Raw genomic sequence first — 20,639 nt, 5'->3', positions numbered from 1 at the left:
GGAGCTCCCCATGGACGCCCTTCCCGTCTTCTGGTTCATCGCCATCGCCGTCCTCTGGATCGGCTACCTCCTCCTCGAGGGCTTCGACCTCGGCGTGGGCATGCACATGGTCTTCTCGACCCGCGCCGAGAAGGACCGCCGCGTCATGCTCAACACGATCGGCCCCGTGTGGGACGGCAACGAGGTGTGGCTCATCACGGCGGGCGCGGCGATCTTCGCCGCCTTCCCGCACTGGTACGCGTCGCTGTTCTCCGCGCTCTACCTCCCGCTCACGATCACGCTCGTCGGTCTCATCGTGCGCGCCGTCGGCATCGAGTACCGCGGCAAGGTGGCGACGGCGCGCTGGGCGACGTTCTGGACGTGGATGATCGGCCTCGGCTCGACCATCGTCGCGTTCTGCATCGGGGCCGCGCTCGCGCTGACCTCGACCGGGCTGCCGCTCGACGAGAACGGCAACCGCGTGGGAGGGCCGTTCGTCTGGCTGACGCTCCCTGCCGTCGTGGGCGGCCTCGCCGTGGTCGGCTTCGCGCTCGCGCACTCCGCGACGTTCCTCGCGCTGAAGTCCGACGGCCCCGTGCGCGAGCGCGCCGGGCGCTTCGCGGCGCGCTGGGCTCCGCTGTGCCTCGTTCCCGCCGCCGTGTGGGCGCTGTGGGTGCAGCTGCGCTTCGGCGGCACGCCGCTGTCGTGGGCGCTCACGGCCCTCGCCGTCGCGGCCGCTCTGTTCGGATGGCTGCAGGCGCGGCGCCGGCGCGAGGGCCGCGCGTTCATCGGCTACGCGGCGTTCGGCTTCGCGGGCGCCGGGGCGATCTTCGCGGCCATGTTCCCGCGCGTGCTCCCCTCGACGATCGACCCCGCGTTCGACCTCACGGTGTGGAACGCCGCGAGCGGCTCGTACACACTGGGCGTCATGACCGCCGTCGCCGTCGTCGCCCTCCCCGTCATCCTGCTCTACCAGGCGTGGAGCTACTGGGTGTTCCGCAAGCGCGTGACGCCGGGCATGATCCCCGACGCGCACATCGTGCTGCCCGCCGTGCTGCGCGCGCGGTGAGCCGCCGCGCGGCCCCGGGCCTCGACCCCTGGGAGCTCGAGGCGGAGCGCGCGGCGTCCGCCCCCGGCTTCCGCCGCCCCGATCCGGGGCCCGTGCCGAGGGGGCGGCTGTTCTCGCTCGGCCTGCTCGCGGCATTCAGGGCGCTCGGCCTCGTGCTCGTCGCCGAGGCGGTCGCGCGCGGCATCACGGCGCTCGGCGCGGGCGGCATCGGGCCGGAGGCGACGCGGCTCATCCTCTCTCTCGGGCTCGCCGGCGCCCTCCTGCGCGCGGCCGCCGAGTGGGCGACCGCCGTGCTGGCACGGCGCATCGCCTCTGGCGTCAAGACCGAGCTGCGCGGGAGGCTCTGGCGGCGCATCGCACGGGGCGGGGCGGATGGCGGCGGCACGGCCGTGCTCGCCGCCGACGGGCTCGACGACCTCGACGACTACTACACGCAGTCGCTGCCGTCGCTCGTCGCCGCCGCCGTCGTCCCCCTGCTGGTCGGGGTGCGCATCCTCGGAGCCGACTGGCTGAGCGCGCTCGTCATCGTCCTCACGGTGCCGCTCGTGCCGCTCTTCATGACGCTCATCGGCAAGCACACCCAGCAGCGCACGGACGCCGCGCTGACGGCGCTCACCCGGCTGGGCGACCACCTCGCCGAGCTCGCGCGCGGCCTCCCCGTGCTCGTGGGCCTCGGCCGTGTCGAACGGCAGACGCAGGCGCTCGACGGCATCCAGCGGGAGTACCGCGCGCGCACGCAGGAGACGCTGCGCTGGGCGTTCCTCTCCGCTCTCGCCCTCGAGCTCGTCGCGACGATCTCGGTCGCGGTCGTCGCCGTGTTCCTGGGGCTGCGGCTCCTCAACGGCACGATCGGGCTGGAGGCGGCGCTCGTCGCCCTCATCCTCGCGCCCGAGTGCTTCGCGGCGCTGCGCGAGGTCGGCACGGCCTTCCACGCCTCGCAGGACGGCCTGTCGGCGCTCGAGCGCACGACGCAGCTCATCGCACGCCCCGCAGCGCGCGACGTGCGCACGGGCCCGGCGGGGGCCATCCGTCTCGAGGGGCTCGCCGTGCGCTACGCGGGTCGGGCGGATCCCGCCCTCCGCCCCGTCGACGCGGAGCTGTCGGGCGTCGTGTCGATCGCCGGCCCCTCGGGAGCGGGGAAGTCGACGCTGCTGGCGGCGCTCGCGGGCACGCTCCCCGACGACGCCGACGTCTCGGGCCGGATCGTCGGGGTCGACGCGGATGGCCTCGGCTGGGCGCCGCAGGCCCCGCACGGGTTCGCGGCGACACCGCGCGCCGAGCTCGCCCTCTACGGTGCCGATCCGGAGCCGGCGCTCGCCGAGCTCGGGCTCCGCGACCGCGCCGACGCGGCCGTCGCGGAGCTCAGCCCCGGCGAGCAGCGCCGGCTCGCCGTCGCCCGCGCGCTCGCCCGCGTCGACGCGGGCGCGAAGCTGCTCGTGCTCGACGAGCCGACCGCCCACCTCGACTCCGCCTCGGCGGAGCTCGTGCGCGCGGCCATCCTGCGCCGTGCCGGCCGCGCCGTCGTCGTGCTCGCGAGCCACGAGCCCGAGACCCTCGCCCTCGCGACAGCGACGGTGCCGGTATCCGGCCCCGCCGCTGCCCCCGCTGCCCCTGCCCCCGCCCCCGCCGCCGCCGCTGCTGCCCCTGCCGCTGCTCCTGCTCTCTCGTCCAACGGATATCCGTTTGACGAGAGCCCATCCGAAAACGCGTCTTCGCATGTCCTTTCGACAAGCGGATATCCGTTGGGCGAGGAAGGAGGCGGCGACGAAGCGGCACGACGGCGACCCCTCACCCTGTTCGCGCTGCTGCGGCCGCAGCTGTGGTCGTGGCTCGGCGCGGTCGGGCTCGCCGTCATCGCGACGGGGCTCGGCCTCGCGCTCACGGCCGTGTCGGGATGGCTCATCGTGCGGGCGAGCGTCGAGGAGTACATCATGTACCTCCTCGTCGCCATCGTCGGCGTCCGCGCGTTCGGCATCGGCCGCTCGGTCGGCCGGTACGCCGAACGGCTCGCGACGCATCGCGCGGCGTTCCGCGCCGTCGACGCGCTGCGGCTGCGGCTGTGGCGCGCGATCGCTGCGCGCGGAGCGGGCTCTCGGCGGCTGCTGGAGGGCGGTGCGCCCCTCGACTACCTCGTCACCCTCGCCGACGACCTGCGCGACCAGCTGCCGCGCGTGGTCGCCCCGCTCGTCGTCGGACTGCTCGTCGTCGCGGGCGCCGGCGTGACGACGGCATTCGTCGTGCCGCAGCTCACGTGGCTCGTCGTCGCCGTCCTCGCGGTCGCCACGGCGGCCGGGGCGGTGCTCGCCGTCGTCTCGGCGCGGGGGTCGGGGGCGGCGGGGCTCTCGGCCCGCTCGGGGATCGTCCGCGGCACGACGTCGCTCGCCGCGGCGGCCGGAGACCTGCGCGGCAACGGGCGCGTCGACGCCGCGCTGGCGGATCTCGACGCCCGCGCCGCAGCGCTCGCGCGCGCCGAGCGCCGGTCGGCGTGGTCGGCGGGGCTCGGCGCGGCCGTCGTGACGGCAGGCGCGACGGGTCTCGCCGTCGTGGTGCCCGTGCTCTCCGGGGGCGTCGCCGCCGAGAGCGCCTCTGTCGTGGCGCTGCTGTCGCTCGCGGTGCTCGAGCCGCTCGCCGCGTCGGTCGCCGCGGCGCACCGCGTGCCCGCCCTGCGCGCCGCGCTCGCACGACTCGGCGACGTGCTGCGCCCGGCCCCGCAGCCGGAATGGGGAGACGGCGACCCCGGACGGCCCGTGGCGGAGGTCGCGCTCGACGACGTCGCGATCGGCTACCCCGGCGCGACGGCCCCCGCGGTCGACGGGGTCGACGGCACGGCGCTGCGCGGACGCTGGCTCGTGCTCGACGGGCCGTCGGGCGCCGGCAAGTCGACCGTGCTGTCGGCCGTCATGGGCGCGCTCCCGCTCGCCAGGGGCGCCGTGCGCGCCGACGGCACGCCCCTCACGGCCTTCCGCGAGCGCGCCTGGAAGGACGCCGTCGCGTGGTGCCCGCAGGACGCGTACGTCTTCGACTCGACCCTGCGGGGCAACCTCCTGCTCGCCGATGCGTCCGCCGACGACGCGGCGCTCGAGGGCGCCCTGCGCCTCGCGGGCCTCTCCCCCCTTCTGTCGGCGCTCGACGAGGGCCTCGACGCGCGGGTCGGCGCGGGCGGCTCCGCCCTGTCGGGCGGCGAGCGCCAGCGGCTCGCCGTCGCGCGGGCGCTGCTGTCGCGCGCCGACGTCGTGCTCCTCGACGAGCCGACGGCGCACCTCGACGCCCCGACCGCGGCCGCGATGATGGCGGATGTGCGCGCCGCGACGCGCGACCGCGTCGTCGTGCTCGTATCGCATCGGATGGCCGACCGCCACGCGGAGGACGCCGTCGTGCGGCTGTGACGTGATCCGCGTCACAGCGGGCGACACGCCGTCGCCCGCTGCTTGCACGGAGGCCCGCGCAGGCGTAGTTTCGCCCGTCGTGACGAACGAGCCCCGTGATCCGGGTGACGGGTTCACCGCGAAGCGGTGGATCATCGGCGAGACGCTGCCGACCGACAAGCTGGACGACCAGCTGCTGCCGAAGAAGATGGCGCTGCCGATCTTCGCCTCCGACGCGCTCTCCTCCGTCGCGTACGCGCCGCAGGAGCTGCTCATGATCCTCATGACGGGAGGGCTCGCGTTCCTCGCGTTCAGCCCGTGGGTGGCGGTCGCGGTCGTCGCGCTGCTCGTCGTCGTCGTGACGAGCTACCGGCAGCTCATCAAGGCGTACCCCTCCGGCGGCGGCGACTACGAGGTCGCGCGCACCAACCTGGGAGAGATCCCGGGGGTGGTCGTCGCGGCCGCGCTGCTCGTCGACTACGTGCTCACGGTGGCGGTCTCGGTCGCCTCGGGCGTCGACAACATCATCTCGGCGGTGCCCGAGATCGCGCCGCTCCGGGTCGAGCTCGCGGTGCTGTTCGTCGTCCTCATCATCGTCGTGAACCTGCGCGGCGTGCGCGAGGCCTCGCTCGTGTTCGCCATCCCGACGTACCTCTTCATCGGCTCCGTCGCCCTCATGATCGTCGTCGGCGTGCTCCGCACCGTCGCCGGCGATCCTCCCGTCGCCTCGAGCGCCGAGTTCGCCGTGCAGGCGGAGGACCTCACGCAGGCGGGCGTCATCCTCCTCGTGCTGCGCGCGTTCTCGAGCGGATGCTCGGCCCTGACCGGCGTGGAGGCCGTGTCGAACGGCGTCCCCGCGTTCCGGCGGCCCAAGGTCCGCAACGCGCAGCTCACGCTCACGATGATGGGCGGCATCGCGATCGCGCTGTTCTCGGGGCTCACGCTGCTCGCGCTCGTATCGGGAGTGCACTACGCCGAGGACCCGTGCGCGCTCATCGGGTTCGACTGCGCGACCCCGCAGCCGAGCCTCATGGCGCAGGTGGCGGCGGCGACGTTCGGGGGCGGCTCCGTCCTCTTCTACGTCGTGCAGGCCGCGACGGCGTGCGTCCTCCTCCTCGCCGCCAACACGGCGTTCAACGGCTTCCCGCTGCTCGGCGCGACGCTGGCCCGCGACGGCTACGCGCCCAAGGCGCTCAACACGCGCGGAGACCGCCTCGTGTTCTCGAACGGGATGGTCGTCCTCGGGATCGCGGCGATCGCCATCCTCGTGGTGTACCAGGCCAACCTCACGACCCTCATCCAGCTGTACATCATCGGCGTGTTCGTGTCGTTCTCGCTCGGCCAGCTCGGGATGGTGCGGCACTGGCGGCGCGTGCTGCGCGAGCTCCCCTCGGCGTCGGCGGAGCGGCGGCCGGCGCGCACGGGGCTCGTCATCAACGGCGCCGGCGCGGCGCTCACGGTGCTCGTGCTCGTCATCGTGACCATCACGAAGTTCACCCACGGGGCATGGCTCGTCTTCCTCCTCATCCCGGTGCTCGCGACGCTCATGGTGGGCGTGAACCGCTACTACCGCGATGTGGAGCACGAGATCGCGGCCGACGACGACACGCACTTCGGATCGCGCGGCGACCTCGCGCTCGTCCTCGTCAACCGCGTGCAGAAGCCCGTCCTCAAGGCCGTCGACTACGCGCTCGCGGCCCACCACGAGAAGACCCTCGCCGTGCACGTTGCCGTCGACCCCGAGACGGCCGAGCGCGTGCAGCGGGAGTGGCGCGAGCACCGCATCCCCGTGCCGCTCGTCATCGTCGAGTCGCCCTACCGCGAGTTCGCGCATCCGGTGAAGGCGTTCATCGAGGCGTACCGCGAGAAGCACGGCCCCACCGTCGCGACCGTCTACCTGCCGCAGTACATCGTCGGGCACTGGTGGGAGGGGCTGCTCCACAACCGCCGCGCCCGCCGCATGGCGAGCCAGCTCATGCTCGTGCACGGCGTGAAGATCGCGCTCGTGCCGTGGCTGCTCGACTCGTCCGAGCTCATCTACGGGCGGCGCTCGCGTCCCGTCCCCGGGCAGGAGCGAGCCGGCCGGCCGGTCGAGCGCGCCCGTTCCGACGGCTGAGCCGGCTCGCGGTCGTCATCCGTGCGCATTCCGTAACCACCCCGCAACCGATTCGCGACACGATAGGCGCATGTCGATCAAGGTCGCGCTGACGCATGCCACCGAGTACCGCTTCGCGAAGCCCGTGGCGGTGTCGCCGCATCTCGTCCGGCTGCGCCCTGCCCCGCACACGCGCACGCCGATCGAGGCCTACTCGCTCGACATCAGCCCCGCGAACCACTTCGTCAACTGGCAGCAGGATCCGTTCGGCTGCTGGGTGGCGCGCGTCGTCTTCCCCGAGCGCGTCGACCACGTCGCCATCACGGTGGGCCTCGTCGCCGACATGAAGGTCATCAACCCCCTCGACTTCTTCATCGAGGAGCACGCAGAGCGGTTCCCGTTCTCGTACGTGCCCGAGCTGGCCGCCGATCTCGCGCCGTACCTGCGCCCGGTCGACGACGCGGAGGCGGCGGAGGCCTGGCGCACCCGCCTCCCCGCGCTCCCCGCCGACGGCGTCCCGACGGTGCAGTTCCTGTCCGACCTCAACGCCGCCGTCTACGGCGCCGTCGACTACGACATCCGCATGGAGCCCGGCGTGCAGGCGCCAGACGTCACGCTCGACCGCGGCATCGGCTCGTGCCGCGACAGCGCGTGGCTGCTCGTCAGCCTGCTGCGCGGGTACGGGCTCGCGGCGCGCTTCGTCTCGGGCTACCTCGTGCAGCTCGCGGCCGACGAGGAGTCGCTCGACGGTCCGAGCGGGCCGGCGAGCGACTTCACCGATCTGCACGCGTGGGCCGAGGTGTACGTCCCCGGCGCCGGATGGATCGGGCTCGACCCGACGAGCGCCCTGTTCGCGGGCGAGGGGCACATCCCGCTGAGCGCCGCTCCCCATCCCACGTCGGCCGCGCCCATCGAGGGCGCCACCGAACCCGTCGAGGTGACGTTCGCGTTCCGCAACGAGGTGCGGCGCGTGCACGAGGACCCGCGCACGACGAAGCCGTACTCCGAGGAGCAGTGGCGGCGCATCGACGCGCTCGGCGAGGAGGTCGACGCGCGGCTCCAGGCGGGTGACGTGCGGCTCACGATGGGCGGCGAGCCGACGTTCGTCGCGCTCGACGACCAGGTGAGCGCGGAGTGGAGCACCGAGGCGGACGGCCCGCACAAGCGGGAGCGCGCGAACGACCTCGCCGAGCGCCTGCGGAGGGCGTACGCCGAGAACGGCGTCGTGCACCGCGGGCAGGGCAAGTGGTATCCCGGAGAGCCGCTGCCGCGCTGGAACATCGCGCTGCAGTGGCGCACGGACGATGTGCCGCTCTGGCGCGACGCCGACCTCTTCGCCGATCCCTGGGCGGCGGAGCGCAACCCGCGGGCAGAGGAGGAGGCGGCCGAGCTCGCCCGCGTCGTCGCCGACCTCCTGCGCCTTCCCGCGACCTCGCTGCACGCGGCGTTCGAGGATCCGCTCATCGCCCTCCACACGCGGGTGAGCCGCCCCGAGGGTCCCCGCCCCGACGGCGACGACCTCGACGCCGACGGGCTCGCCGCTCTCGACCGCGAGGCGGGAGATCCGACCGCGTGGGTGCTGCCGATCGCGATGGAGTTCGGACGCTGGTCGAGCCCCGCATGGCGCTTCCGCCGCGGGCGGCTCTTCCTCTCCCCCGGCACGAGCGCCGCGGGGCTGCGCCTTCCGCTCGACTCCATCTCGTGGCGCGACCCCTCGTCGCAGGGCGAGCCGTCGTACGCGCGCCCTGAGCCCGTCTCCGTCGCGCCGGGAGCGCCCCGGCCGGTCATCGTCGAGCCGGAGGGGGCGGCGCGGACGGCGCTCGCCTTCGAAGCGCGCGACGGGCAGGTGCACGTGTTCCTCCCCCCGACGGCGACACTCGACGAGTACGCGACGCTCCTCGTGGTCCTGGAGGAGGCCGCGGCCACGGTCGGCACGCGCATCGTCCTGGAGGGCTACATGCCGCCGCCCGACGCGCGGCTCGCGCAGATCGTCGTCACGCCCGACCCCGGCGTCATCGAGGTCAACGTCCACCCGACCGCGAGCTGGGCCGCGCAGCGCGATCTCACCTTCGACCTCTACGAGCATGCACGGCAGGCGCGGCTGTCGACGGAGAAGTTCGACCTCGACGGCCTCCACACCGGCACGGGCGGCGGCAACCACCTCACGCTCGGCGGTCCGACACCCGCCGACTCCCCGCTCCTGCGCCGCCCCGACGTGCTCGCGAGCCTGATCGCGTACTGGCAGCGCCATCCGTCTCTCTCGTACCTCTTCTCCGGGCGCTTCGTCGGGCCCACGTCGCAGGCGCCGCGCTTCGACGAGGGACGCCCCGAGGCCGTGTACGAGATGGAGATCGCTCTCGTCGAGCTGGGGCGCCAGCTCGACATGGCCGCGTCGCTCGGGGAGGAGCCCGTGCCGTGGCTCGCCGACCGGTCGTTCCGCCATCTGCTCACCGACCTCACGGGCAACACGCACCGCGCCGAGTTCTGCATCGACAAGCTGTACGACCCCTCGACGAGCCGCGGGCGCCTGGGCCTGCTCGAGATGCGCGGCTTCGAGATGCCGCCGCACCCGCAGCTCGCGCTCGTGCAGGCCCTCCTCGTCCGCTCGCTCATCGCGATGTTCTGGGAGCGCCCGTACCGCGAGCCGCTCGTCCGCTGGGGCATGCGGCTGCACGAGGACTTCCTGCTCCCCGAGGGCGTCACGCGCGACATCCGACAGGTCGCGGCAGATCTGCGCGCCCACGGCATCGCGTTCGACGACGCCTGGCTCGACCCGTTCGTCGAGTTCCGGTTCCCGCGGATCGGCACGCGCACCATCCCGACGCCCGCGGGAGCGGTCGACCTGGAGCTGCGGCAGGCGATCGAGCCCTGGAACGTGCTGGGAGAGGAGGCGACCGGACGGGGGACGGCGCGCTACGTCGACTCCTCGGTCGAGCGCGTCGAGGTGCGCGTGTCGGGATTCGATCCCCGCACCGCCCTCGTGACGTGTCAGAGTATTCCGGTGCCCCTCACTGCGACCGATCGACCCGGCGTGTACACCGCCGGCATCCGGTACGTCGCGTGGCAGACGTGGTCGTCGATGCACCCGTCCATCGGCGTGCAGGCGCCGCTCGTGTTCGAGGTCGTCGACGCGTCGACGGGCGTGAGCCTCGGCGGCGCGACGTACCACGTGGTGCACCCGGGAGGGCGCGCCTACGAGCATCCGCCCGTCAACGCGAACGAGGCGGAGGCACGGCGCGGCGGACGCTTCGAACCGTTCGGTCACAGCACGGGCCGCCACAGCATCGCCGAGCTGCGCGAGCGCGGCGCGCGCGCCGCGAGCCCCGATCTGCCGCGCACGCTCGATCTGCGGAGGGCCGCCATCGGGTGACCCTGCTCCGTGACTACGCGGCATCGCTGTCGCAGCCGACGCTCCCCCTGCACCCGACGGGAGGGGCCGGTGCGGCGCGCTTCGACGAGGTCGTGGGGGCCGACGGACGGCTGCGCCCGGCGTGGCGCGACCTCGCATCGGTGGTCTCCGACCTGACGCCCGACGAGCTCGCGCGGCTCTCCGCCGAGGGAGCGGAGCTGCTCGCCGACGACGGCGCGAGCTACGCGCAGCAGGGCACGAGGCCGCGGCCGTGGCGGCTCGATCCCGTCCCGCTCGTCCTGGACGCCGCGGAGTGGGACCGGCTCGAGGTCGGGCTCGCGCAGCGCGCCGAGCTGCTCGGCGCCCTGCTCGCCGACCTCTACGGACCGCAGCGGCTGCTCGCGTCGCGCGTCGTGCCGTCGGCGGCGGTCTTCGGCCACGCCGGGTTCCTCCGTCCGCTCGTCGGAGCGTCGGACCCGGCGCCGCTCGTGCTCACGGGAACCGACCTCGGCCGCGGCGCCGACGGCGAATGGCGCGTCCTGTCCGACCGGGTGCAGGCGCCGTCGGGGCTCGGCTACGCCATGGAGAACCGCCGCGTCACGGCACGCGTCCTGCCGGGGCTCCACCGCGAGACGCGCGCCCACCGCGTCGAGCCGTTCCTGTCGGCGCTGCGCACGGCGCTCGTGCAGGCGGCGCCTGCGGGCGCCGACGGCCCGCGCGTCGTCGTGCTCTCACCCGGCACCCGGTCGGAGACCGCCTTCGACCAGGCGTTCCTCGCGCATGCGCTCGGCTTCCCCCTCGTCCGCGGCGGCGACCTCGTCGTGCGCGACGGCCACGTCTGGATGACGCCGTCGGGATGGCCGCGGACGGCGCCCGTCGACAGGGTCGACGTCATCCTGCGCCGCGTCGACGCCGACTGGAGCGATCCGCTCGAGCTGCGCGGCGAGTCGCAGCTCGGCGTCACGGGTCTCGTCGAGGTCGTGCGCCGCGGCAACGTGCGGATCGCGAACGGCCTCGGCGCCGGCGTCCTGGAGAACCCCGCGCTCCTCTCCGTCATGCCCGCGATCTGCGAGGCGCTGCTCGGGGAGGAGCTGCGCCTGCCCGTCGCGGAGACCTGGTGGTGCGGCGACGACGCGCAGCGGCGCACCGTGCTGGACCTCCTCCGCGCCCACCCCGACGAGGTCATCGTGCGGCGCATCGACGGCGGGCCCGACCTCGCGTCGGCTCCCCCGGACCAGCTGCGCGCACGCATCGAGCGGGAGCCGCTCCGGTACGCGGCCCAGCGGCGCGTCCCGCTCTCGCAGGCGCCCGTGCTCCGCGAGGGCGCGCCGGACCACGAGCGCATCGGCGCGGCGCCCGTGACGCTGCGCGCGTTCACGGTCCGCGACGGCGCCGCGCAGCGCCCCTTCGCGGGCGGCCTCGCCATGGTGGCGGATGCCGGCCCGCGCGCGCGGGCGCTCCGCCCTGCCGGCGGCGCGGTGCCGATCACGAAGGACGTCTGGGTGCTCAAGGCTCAGGCGGACGACCCCGATCAGGGCATCGACCGCGTCGTCCGCACCGCCCTCGCGCGCGCGACGCCCGTGTTCTCGCCGCGGGCGCTCGATGATCTGTTCTGGGCGGGCCGGTACGCCGAGCGCGCCGAGGACCTCGTCCGCATCGTGCTGACGGCCGACGCGCTCGCCCGCGGCAGGCGGCGCTCCGACGGCGCGGACGCCCTCGGCTCGGCGCTCGCCCACCTGGCGGGAACGCGCGGAGAGGACCGCGATGCCGACCATCGCTCCGTGCTGCTCGACGCCGACCGGCAGGGATCGGCTGCGGAGGCCCTCGCACGGCTGCGCGACGCGCTCGCCGGAGTGCGCGACCAGCTGTCCGACGACACGTGGCGCGTCTTCGGCACCACCGACCGCGCCGCCGACCTGCTGCGGGCGGACGAGAGCTATCCCATCTCGGATGCCGCCGCTCGCACCCTCACGGGTCTGCTGTCGCTGCACGGCGTGACCCGGAGCATGATGCGCGACGACGGCTGGAACGCGCTCGAGTCGGGGCGGCAGCTGGAGCGCGCCATCCAGGTGTGCCTCCTCACCCAGGCGACGCTGCCGGCGCTCGCGGGCGCCGGCTCGGAGGAGGCGCTCGAGGGCGTGCTCACGGCGGCGGAGAGCGCCGTGACCTACCGGCGCCGGTACGGCGGATCCGGGAGGTCGGCCGAGGCCCTCGAGCTGCTGCTGATCGATGCGGACAACCCGCGCTCGCTCGCCGCGGCCGTCGGCGCGCTCGCCGAGCACCTCGGCGCGCTGCCCCTGTCGACGGGGTCGACGCGCCCCGAGCGGCTGCTCGAGGACCTCGCCTCGCGCATCGGAGGACGCACGCCGCTCACCCCTGGCACGGCGCTCGAGGAGTTCCTGCGGGCGGCGCTCGCCGACCTCCGCCAGCTCGGGGAGGCCATCGCTGTGGTGCACTTCGAATCCGGGCCGCTGCCGCGCTCGATGGGCGCCGCCGCGGAGGTGCCCGCATGAGGTATCTCGTGACCCACACGACGACGTACACCTACGACGACGACGTGCACGACAGCTACGGCGTCGGGCATCTCGTGCCACGGCCGCTCCCGTGGCAGTTCGTCGCCGCACACGACGTGCGCATCGCGCCGGCGCCCGCCGCCCTCCGCACGGAGCTCGACGGATACGGCAACGAGCTGACGTACTTCCAGGTCGTCGAGCCGCACCGCGAGCTCGTCATCGCCGCGACGAGCGATGTGCGCATCGACGACCCCGTGTACGACGCGACGGCGCTCGCAGCGCCGTGGGAGGCGTCGCGGCCGCTGCGGTCCGACGCCGCGTCGGCCTGGTCGGCGACCGAGTTCGCCCTCGAGTCGCCCCTGGCCGCGCATGCCGAGGAGGCGGGGGCGTACGCCGCCGCCTCGCTCGTGCCCGGCCGCCCCGTCGGCGAGGCGGTCACCGACCTCGTGCACCGCATCCACGCCGACTTCGAGTACGACAGCACGGCGACGACCGTGACGAGCACCGTCGCCGAGGTGCTCCGCAAGCGCGCAGGCGTCTGCCAGGACTTCGCCCACCTGACGCTCGCCTGCCTGCGCGGCCACGGGGTCGCGGCACGCTATGTCAGCGGCTACCTCGCGACCGAGCCGCCGCCCGGCAAGGAGCGCATCGTGGGGGCCGACGCGTCGCACGCGTGGGTCGCCGTCTGGCTGCCGGGGTCGGACGAATGGCTCGCGGTCGATCCCACGAACGACCAGTGGGCGGGGGAACGGTACGTCACGGTCGCGTGGGGGCGCGACTACGGCGACGTCTCCCCCGTCAAGGGCGTCATCTTCACGGAGGCGCGTCGGTCGACGCTCGCCGTGTCGGTCGACGTCGCCCCCGTCGATCCCGCCCCCATCGCGAAGGAGACCACGTCGTGAGGACCTACTCGTGCCGCGTGTGCGGCAACCGCCTGTACTTCGAGAACTCGGTCTGCGTGAGCTGCGGATCGGCGCTGGGATACTCGCGCGTCGAGCAGGAGATCGTCCCGCTCGACGACGAGGGCGCGTACGTCGACGCGGAGGGCCTCGTCTGGCACGTGTGCGCGAACCTCGACCTCTCGGGATGCACGTGGCTCGCGCCCGCGCCCGGCGCGCAGTGCGCGGCGTGCGATCTGACGCGCACCCGCCCCGCCGACGACGACGCGGAGGGCCTCGAGCAGTTCCCCGTCGCGGAACGCGCGAAGCGGCAGCTCGTGGCCGAGCTCGACCGGCTCGGGTTCCCCGTGGTCGGGCGCGACGACGACTCGGAGGGCGGTCTGTGCTTCGACATGCTCTCGAGCGTCGGGGAGGACGTCGTCATCGGGCACGCCGACGGCGTCATCACGATCGACCTCGCGGAGGCGAACGCGTCGCACCGCGAGCGCGTGCGCGACGAGCTGGGAGAGCCCTACCGCACCATGCTCGGCCACCTGCGCCATGAGTCGGGCCACTACTTCCAGTGGCTCCTGGTCCGCGACGACGCGCTCGTCGCCCGCTCCCGCGAGCTCTTCGGAGACGAGACCGCCGACTACCAGGCAGCCATCGACCGACACTACGCCGAGGGCGCTCCCGCCGACTGGCCCGAGGCCTTCATCACGACGTACGCGACGATGCACCCGTTCGAGGACTTCGCGGAGACCTGGGCCCACTACCTCCACATCACCGACACGGTCGAGTCGGCGCGCGAGACGGGGCTCGTGTCGACGCCTCTGCCCGACGCCTTCGAGCGCGTCGTGGCCGACGTGTGGATGCCGCTCTCGCTCGGGCTCAACCTCATCAGCCGGTCGATGGGCAAGGACGACCTCTACCCCTTCGTCATCCCCGCGCCCGTCGTCGACAAGCTCGCCTTCGTCGCGTCGCTGCGCCCGTCCTGACGTGGCCGACCCGTCCGACCCGCCGCTGCGGCGCGTCGCCGTCGTCGTGCTCGAGGGCGCCAAGCCCCTCGACGTCGGCATCCCGGCTCAGGTCTTCACGACCCGTGCGAGCATGCCCTACGAGGTGCGCGTGTGCGGGGCCGACCCGGGCCTCGTGACGGGCGGCGACGGCCTGTCGTACCACGTGGCGCACGGCCTGGAGGCGCTCGCGTGGGCCGACCTCGTCTTCATCCCCGGCTACCGCGACCCGGCACGCGAGGATCCGCCCGGGGCCGTCGTCGATGCGCTCGTGGCGGCCCATGCGCGCGGCGCGCGCATCGCGGCGATCTCGACGGGTGCGTTCGCCCTCGCGGCGACGGGCCTGCTCGACGGACGCCGCGCGACGACCCACTGGCACTACACCCGTCAGCTGGCGCGCCGCCATCCGCGCGTGCACGTCGACGAGAACGTGCTCTTCGTCGACGAGGGCAGCGTGCTCACCTCGGCGGGCGCCGCGTCGGGGATCGACCTGTGCCTGCACATCCTGCGGTCGGACCTCGGCGTCGCGGCCTCGAACCACGCCGCCCGCCGGCTCGTCGCGGCGCCGTACCGCAGCGGAGGGCAGGCGCAGTACGTGCCCCGCAGCGTGCCGGAGCCGATCGGCGAGCGGTTCGCCGCGACACGGGAGTGGGCGCTGCACCGTCTCGGCGAGCCGCTCACGCTGGAGGCGCTCGCACGGCACGCGGCGGTCTCGCCGCGCACCTTCTCCCGTCGCTTCGTCGAGGACACGGGCTACACCCCCATGCAGTGGATCATGCGCGCGCGTATCGACCTCGCCCGCGAGCTGCTGGAGCGGTCGGAGCGCGGCGTCGAGCAGATCGCCGCGGACGTCGGGCTCGGCACGGGCGCCAACCTGCGGCTGCACTTCCAGCGCATCCTCGGGACGACCCCGAGCGACTACCGCCGCACGTTCACCCAGGGAGAGTGAGCGGCACCCAGGGAGAGTAAGGGGCACCCAGGGAGAGTAAGGGGCACCCAGGGAGAGTGAGCGGCACCCAGGGAGAGTAAGGGGCACCCAGGGGGAACGAGCGGCACCCTCAGCCTCGCGGCCGGTCGAGCCATGCGCGCAGCCGCTCGAGAGGCCAGGTGGTGACGATGCGCTCGGCCGGCACGCCGGCTCGTTCCGCCCTCGCCGCCCCGTGGTCGAGGAGCGACAGCTGACCGGGCGCGTGGGCGTCGCTGTCGATCGCGAAGAGGCAGCCCGCATCGAGGGCGAGGGCGATGAGCTCGTCCGGCGGGTCCTGCCGCTCGGGGCGGGAGTTGATCTCGACCGCGACGCCGCGCTCCGCGCACTCCGCGAACACGGCGGCGGCATCGAAGGCCGAGGCGGGCCGCGTGCCGCGCGCGCCCTCCACGAGGCGCCCCGTGCAGTGTCCCAGCACGTCGGCGTGCGGATGGCGGACGGCGGCACGCAGGCGCCGCGTCATGTCGCGCGCGTCCATGCGGAGCTTCGAGTGCACGCTCGCGACGACGACGTCGACACGCGCGAGCAGGGAGTCGTCCTGGTCGAGCTCGCCGTCGTCGAGGATGTCGACCTCGATGCCGCCGAGCAGCGCGAAGGAGTCGTCGGAGAACCCGCCGACGAGATCGAGCTGGCGCGCCAGCCGCTCGGCCGACAGCCCGTTCGCCACCGTGAGGCGGGGCGAGTGGTCGGTGAGGGCGAGGTACGCGTGCCCGAGCCGACGCGCGGCATCGGCCATGAGGTCGATGGGCGCGAGCCCGTCCGACCAGTCTGAGTGCGCGTGCAGGTCGCCGCGCAGCAGGCCGCGCAGCTCCGAGCGGACGGCCGCGGCGGCCGTCGCGCGGAGGTCGGCGAGATACGTCGGCACCTCGCCGGCGAGAGCCTCCTGGATGACGCGGAACGTCGTCTCGCCGATGCCCGCCCGTCGTCGCAACCGGGCGGCGTCGCGCAGATCGGATGGCGACAGCTCCGCGACGACGGCCGCCGCGGAGCGGAACGCCTTCGATCTGTATCGCGACGATCGTTCGCGCTCCAGCAGCCACGCGATCTCCGTGAGGGCGTCCAGCGGGTCCATGCCGACAGTCTGCCCCTCCCGAGCGGTGGTCGCTCGTGGCGGGATGGCGAGATCCTTTCGGACACTGTCTTTCTCGCCGCTTTCCCGCGCGCATCATCCGCGAGAGCCTGTGAGGGTATTCGACGGGTTCAGCGCTCGCACCGCCGCCCGTCCGCCATACCTTTCGAACGGGCCCGACGCACAGCGGGCCCGTTCGGCTGTCTCCGGGGCCGGTCAGGCGACGATCTTCGCGACCGTCCGGATGTTCCGGGTCGTCGTCACGGCCTTCCAGCGCGGGCGCGCGAGCTCCTTCGCGAACGGCGTCGAGACGCTCGCCCCCTTCGGCGGATGCCAGAACAGCACGCCGGGACCGGCCTCGACGGGGTCCTCGTCGGTCGACGACGCGAGGGCGAGCACGGCGTCGCGGACGTCGCCGTCAGCGCAGAACACGATGTACGGCTGACGGGTCGGATCCGCCGCGTCGAAGGGGAAGGCCGTCAGCGCCGTGCGCAGCTCGTCGCACGACGCGAGCACGATCCACGCCTCGTAGCCGAAGCGCTCGCCCAGGGCGCGCTCGATGCGCTCCTTGACGGCGGCGCGGTCGCCCTCCGCCGTGAAGCGCACATTGCCGCTCGCGACGTAGGTGCGCGCATCCGCGTACCCGAGCTCGACGAAGAGGGCCTTGAGGTCGGCCGAGCGCACCGTGATGCCGCCGACGTTCACTCCGCGCAGCAGCGCGACGAGATCCGCCATGCCCCGACTCTACGGCGCGACGAGGCACTCGACGAGGGCGCGCACGGCCCCGACGACGAAGTCGCGACGCGCCGCGACGCGCTCCGGCCGGTCCGCCGCGTCGCCGACGTACAGCCGATCGACGGAGCGGAACACCTGCCATCCGTCGGCGAGCGTGACGATCGTGAGGAGCAGCTCGGCCGCCGCCGGCGCGTCGAGCGCGGGCAGCACGGACCGGATCTGCGCGATCTTGCGCGCGTGCGCCGCCGACCGGGCCTCGAAGGCGACGGGCGCGTCGCGCTCGAGCCCCTCCCACGCGAGCAGGCGCGACAGCTGCGGATGCGCGGCGTGGTAGTCGAAGACGGCCTCGGCGTACCGCAGCACGGCGTCGACGCCTTCCCCCCTGATCGGGACGGCGTGGATGACCGCCAGCAGCTCCGACTCGAGCGCCGCGCCGAAGAGCCCCTCCTTGTCGCCGAAGTACGCGTAGATGCGCTCCTTGTTGACGCCTGCCGCGCGGGCGATGCGGTCGACGCGCGCGCCGGCGAGTCCCGCCGCACTGAACTCGTCGACGGCGGCGGCAAGCAGGCGCCGTCGCGTCTCCTCCGGTGCGTAGGCCATGCCGCGACCCTATCCCAACCGTCTGGTTGCAACCGCTGACGGGCTGTGCTTCACTTATCCCAACCGCTTAGTTGGAAGGCAGCCCCGTGTCCACTCACCGCCCCGTCGCTCCGCCGTCCGTCCACGTCCGCGCTGCTCTCACCTGGCTCGCGATCTTCCCCCTCGTCACGCTCGGCTTCTACGCGACAGCGCCCTTCAGCGAGAGCTGGCCGCCCGTGCTGCGCTCGTTCGTCCTCACGCTCGTCGTCGTGCCGCTCGCGGTCTACCTCGTCGTGCCGCAGCTGCTGAGGGCGTGGATGTCGCTGGCCGCGCGGCGTGCGCGTGCGCTGCCGGCGGACGCCGCGGCCGACTCCGTGGCCGACGCCTGATCAGCCCCGGATGAGGCGCAGCGTGGCCCGCTCGAGAGCGAGCTGCCGGGCGTCGTCGTCGGTGTGCCTGCGGGCGACCGCCCGGGCGATCGTGCGCCCCTCCTCGAAGGCCGACACGACGCGCGGGTCGACGTAGGAGGCGCGAGCGACGGTCGGGGTGTTCCCGAGGAAGGCCGCGACATCGCGCATCGTCGCCGTGACCGCGCGCCGTCTGGCGGTGGTCGACATCCCGTCCTCGACGCGAGCGGCGAGGTTCCCGGCGGCGAGCACGGTCCCGTGCCACGTGCGGAAGTCCTTCGCGGTCGCCTCCTGCCGCGTGACGTCGCGCACGTAGTCGTTGACGAGCGCGGGCGTGAGGCGGCGCCATCCGCCGTCGTCGCGGAAGGCGAGAAGCGCCGGCGCCCCGTCGCGCCGGCGCCGCATGGTCTCGAGGGCCGCGCCGACGCGCTCGTCGGCGATCTCGATGCGGTGCTCGACGCCGGACTTGCCCGTGAACCGGAAGACGAGCGCGTCTCCCGCGCGGCGCACATGCCCGCGCTCGAGCGTCGTCAGGCCGAAGCTGCCGTGGCGATCGGCGTACACGTCGTCGCCGATGCGGAAGCAGCCCAGGTCGAGGAGGCGCGCGGCCGTCGCGCACGCCCGCTCGACCGGCATCCCGTCACGGCCGAGGTCGTCGAGCAGTCGAGGCCGGGAGCGCCCGAGCGCCTCGCCGAAGTCGAGCACGCGGTCGAACTTCGCCGCGTCGCGACGCGCGCGCCACTCGGGATGGTAGAGGTACTGCCGCCGCCCCGCGTCGTCGGTCCCGACGGCCTGCAGGTGGCCGTTCTCGTGCGGGCTGATCCAGACGTCGCGCCACGCCGGCGGGATGACGAGCGAGCGGATGCGCGCGACATCGGCGGCGGGCAGGCGTGCGCCGTCCGCATCGAGGTAGGCGAAGCCGCGTCCGGACCGCCGACGCGTCCACCCCGGCTGATCGGGCGAGGTGCGGCGCAGGCGGACCATCCCGTCAGTCTGCGGCGCGCGGCCCCGTGCCCGTCAGGCCTTGACAACCTCCCGGTCGGCGCGTGCGATGACCGGCTCGACGGGCCGGGGCAGCACTCCCGTGCCCCACAGCGCCCCCGTCGCGAGCCACATCGGCGCGGCGAGGCCGAACACGGGGATGAGGCCGGGCGCGAGGTAGTACGCGCACAGCACACCGGCGAAGACGGCGAGGTGCACGAGTGCCGCGACGGGCCGTCCCGCGAGGAGCAGCGCGCTGCGCCGGACGACGGCGAGCGGCCGCTCGTCGAAGTGCGCCGCGAGCGGCCACGCCGTCACGCCGATCGCGAGGACGAGCACGACGAGCATCCACAGCATCCCGCCGACGAAGGTCGAGAAGGCGTCGGCGCCGAGCGCGCGCACGAGGCGCTCCTCGACGACGAGCACGACGACGGCGCCCGCGAGCATCCACCCCAGCGCGTTCGCCTGGCGCGCCTCCGCGTGCCGGGCGGCCGCGAACTCCCGGCGGAGCGCCCGCCATCCGGCGCGGTCGTCGTCCACGCCATCGATCGCGTCGCGCCGGGCGACCGCGGCGAGCGCAGCGGTCGCGGGGAAGGCGCCGGCGACGACGACGCCGCGGAGCGTCCATCCCCACCACAGCAGGTTGAGCCGCACGAGCCGGAGGACGACGTCGACGAGCCGCAGGTGCACGGCGAGCAGGCGCTTCATCCCTTCACCGACCCGATCATGACGCCCTTGTCGAAGTACCGCTGCAGGAACGGGTACAGCACGATGAGCGGCAGGGTCGACACGACGATGACGCCGTACTTGATCTGGTCGGCGTACTGCTGGCCGTAGCCCGCGCCGGATCCGCCGGCGCCGCCCGCCCCTCCCGCGAACGCCTGGTTCGACAGCAGGATGTCGCGCAGCACGATCTGCAGCGGCTGCTTGTCGGCGTCGCGCACGAAGATGAGGCCCGTGAAGAAGTCGTTCCAGTGCTGCACGAGGTAGTACAGCGCGATGACGGCGATGATCGCCTTCGACAGCGGCAGGGCGATTCGCACGAAGAACTGGAGGTAGTTCGCGCCGTCGATCATGGCCGCCTCGAACAGCTCGTTCGGCAGGGAGTGCTCGAAGAACGCGCGCGCGATGATGAGGTTGTAGACGTTGAGCGCCGAGGGCAGCACGAACACGAGCCAGTTGTCGAGCAGCCCGATGTCGCGGTACAGCAGGTAGGTCGGGATGAGGCCGCCCGAGAAGAACATCGTGAACGCGAAGAACAGCATGAGGGGCCGGCGCCACACGAACTCGGCGCGCGAGAGTGCGAAGGCCGCCGGCATGGTGACGACGAGGTTGAGCGCCGTCCCGACGAGGCTGTACACGAGGGTGTTGCGGTATCCCGTCCAGATGCGCTCGTCCTGGAGGATCTGCTCGTACCCGAACCAGCTGATCCCCTGTGGGAACAGCACGACCTGGCCGGTGGCCACGAGCGAGGGGTTGCTGATCGACGCGATGACGACGAAGTACAGCGGGTACAGCGTGACGACGAGGACGATCACGCACAGCGTCGCGATGACGAGCGTGAAGAAGACGTCGAGCGGGCGCTGGTGGCGCAGGCGCGCGAAGCGTGACATCGGATG

At 73.7% G+C, this 20,639-nt stretch carries 15 protein-coding genes; 9 read left to right on the top strand and 6 right to left on the bottom strand.

Annotated features, from left to right (window positions below; translation table 11 throughout):
• Positions 1-10 precede the first annotated feature (10 nt).
• The 8 genes from cydB to ACWGPF_RS02990 all read left to right on the top strand — a co-directional run bounded on the left by cydB (position 11) and on the right by ACWGPF_RS02990 (position 15,213).
• On the top strand, positions 11-1,048 hold the full coding sequence (gene cydB / locus ACWGPF_RS03025; RefSeq protein WP_452331415.1) for a cytochrome d ubiquinol oxidase subunit II: 1,038 nt from the start codon (positions 11-13) through the stop codon (positions 1,046-1,048).
• On the top strand, positions 1,045-4,434 hold the full coding sequence (cydC, locus tag ACWGPF_RS03020; protein ID WP_452331414.1) for a thiol reductant ABC exporter subunit CydC: 3,390 nt from the start codon (positions 1,045-1,047) through the stop codon (positions 4,432-4,434). The genes cydB and cydC overlap by 4 nt, the downstream gene beginning before the upstream one ends.
• A 79-nt stretch (positions 4,435-4,513) precedes the next feature.
• On the top strand, positions 4,514-6,529 hold the full coding sequence (locus ACWGPF_RS03015) for an APC family permease (RefSeq protein WP_452331413.1): 2,016 nt from the start codon (positions 4,514-4,516) through the stop codon (positions 6,527-6,529).
• 70 nt (positions 6,530-6,599) lie between these two features.
• Complete coding sequence (locus ACWGPF_RS03010; protein ID WP_452331412.1) at positions 6,600-9,878, top strand: transglutaminase family protein; 3,279 nt, start codon at positions 6,600-6,602, stop codon at positions 9,876-9,878.
• A complete protein-coding gene (locus tag ACWGPF_RS03005) occupies positions 9,875-12,370 on the top strand; it encodes a circularly permuted type 2 ATP-grasp protein (protein WP_452331411.1) in 2,496 nt (831 codons plus the stop codon). The genes ACWGPF_RS03010 and ACWGPF_RS03005 overlap by 4 nt, the downstream gene beginning before the upstream one ends.
• On the top strand, positions 12,367-13,272 hold the full coding sequence (locus ACWGPF_RS03000) for a transglutaminase family protein (protein ID WP_452331410.1): 906 nt from the start codon (positions 12,367-12,369) through the stop codon (positions 13,270-13,272). Before ACWGPF_RS03005 ends, ACWGPF_RS03000 begins: the two co-directional genes overlap by 4 nt.
• A complete protein-coding gene (locus ACWGPF_RS02995) occupies positions 13,269-14,246 on the top strand; it encodes a zinc-binding metallopeptidase family protein (RefSeq protein ID WP_452331409.1) in 978 nt (325 codons plus the stop codon). Before ACWGPF_RS03000 ends, ACWGPF_RS02995 begins: the two co-directional genes overlap by 4 nt.
• A gap of 1 nt (position 14,247) precedes the next feature.
• Positions 14,248-15,213, top strand: coding sequence for a GlxA family transcriptional regulator (locus tag ACWGPF_RS02990; protein ID WP_452331408.1), 966 nt, complete (start codon positions 14,248-14,250; stop codon positions 15,211-15,213).
• 109 nt (positions 15,214-15,322) lie between these two features.
• Here the strand turns inward: ACWGPF_RS02990 and ACWGPF_RS02985 are convergent, their stop codons facing one another.
• The 3 genes from ACWGPF_RS02985 to ACWGPF_RS02975 all read right to left on the bottom strand — a co-directional run bounded on the left by ACWGPF_RS02985 (position 15,323) and on the right by ACWGPF_RS02975 (position 17,653).
• Positions 15,323-16,321 carry a PHP domain-containing protein gene (locus tag ACWGPF_RS02985; RefSeq protein ID WP_452331407.1) on the bottom strand — a complete coding sequence of 333 codons (999 nt, stop codon included), beginning with the start codon at positions 16,319-16,321 and terminating at the stop codon, positions 15,323-15,325.
• 213 nt (positions 16,322-16,534) lie between these two features.
• Entirely contained in the window at positions 16,535-17,053 is a 519-nt protein-coding gene (locus ACWGPF_RS02980) for a DUF1697 domain-containing protein (protein WP_452331406.1), read from the bottom strand.
• 9 nt (positions 17,054-17,062) lie between these two features.
• Positions 17,063-17,653: a TetR/AcrR family transcriptional regulator gene (locus tag ACWGPF_RS02975; protein WP_452331405.1), complete on the bottom strand. Its 591-nt coding sequence runs from the start codon at positions 17,651-17,653 to the stop codon at positions 17,063-17,065.
• 86 nt (positions 17,654-17,739) lie between these two features.
• On the opposite strand from ACWGPF_RS02975, the gene ACWGPF_RS02970 reads away from it, so the two are divergent.
• On the top strand, positions 17,740-18,021 hold the full coding sequence (locus ACWGPF_RS02970) for a hypothetical protein (RefSeq protein ID WP_452331404.1): 282 nt from the start codon (positions 17,740-17,742) through the stop codon (positions 18,019-18,021).
• Here the strand turns inward: ACWGPF_RS02970 and ACWGPF_RS02965 are convergent, their stop codons facing one another.
• The 3 genes from ACWGPF_RS02965 to ACWGPF_RS02955 are packed head-to-tail and all read right to left on the bottom strand — an operon-like array spanning position 18,022 to position 20,633.
• A complete protein-coding gene (locus ACWGPF_RS02965) occupies positions 18,022-19,023 on the bottom strand; it encodes a DNA topoisomerase IB (protein WP_452331403.1) in 1,002 nt (333 codons plus the stop codon).
• 33 nt (positions 19,024-19,056) lie between these two features.
• A complete protein-coding gene (locus ACWGPF_RS02960; protein WP_452331402.1) occupies positions 19,057-19,728 on the bottom strand; it encodes a DUF624 domain-containing protein in 672 nt (223 codons plus the stop codon).
• On the bottom strand, positions 19,725-20,633 hold the full coding sequence (locus ACWGPF_RS02955; RefSeq protein WP_452331401.1) for a carbohydrate ABC transporter permease: 909 nt from the start codon (positions 20,631-20,633) through the stop codon (positions 19,725-19,727). Before ACWGPF_RS02955 ends, ACWGPF_RS02960 begins: the two co-directional genes overlap by 4 nt.
• Positions 20,634-20,639 lie beyond the last annotated feature (6 nt).

It is taken from the genome of Microbacterium sp. NPDC055683 (assembly GCF_053617895.1).
This window is presented reverse-complemented; position numbering and strand designations above follow the sequence as displayed.